Source organism: Bacillus sp. SIMBA_074 (assembly GCF_046534555.1).
Taxonomy (GTDB): Bacteria; Bacillota; Bacilli; order Bacillales; family Bacillaceae_G; genus Bacillus_A; species Bacillus_A mycoides.
The window spans coordinates 1-299 of the sequence record NZ_JAWRYM010000320.1; the positions used below are offsets into that span (position 1 = coordinate 1).

Below are 299 nucleotides of genomic sequence, written 5' to 3' on the forward strand. Positions count from 1 at the left end.
TTCAGCGGCACAATCGGCGCTTCGATGCGCATGTACCAGGCGATGACGCAGACCCCGCCGGAGCAGGCCCTGCGCCGCATCGAAGTTCCCACCGGTTACTCGATCTTCCCCGGTGACATCATCCAGCCGCCGCGGGAGTGGGCCCAGCGTACGAGCAACGTCGTGCGATACACGCGGCCGGAACGCGGCGGTCACTTCGCTCCGTTCGAAGTGCCCGAGCTCTACGCGCAGGAACTGCGGGACTTCTTCGGAATGTTCTCGTGACGCTGCGTGCCCGCCGGTGCGGACGCCAGTTGGAG

Annotated in this window: 1 protein-coding gene; it reads left to right on the top strand. The window is 66.2% G+C overall.

What is annotated here, in order from left to right; translation table 11 throughout:
- The coding region (locus tag SB773_RS31005; protein ID WP_410594089.1) for an alpha/beta fold hydrolase at positions 1–264 on the top strand (264 nt) is incomplete at its 5' end.
- Positions 265–299: the final 35 nt, after the last annotated feature.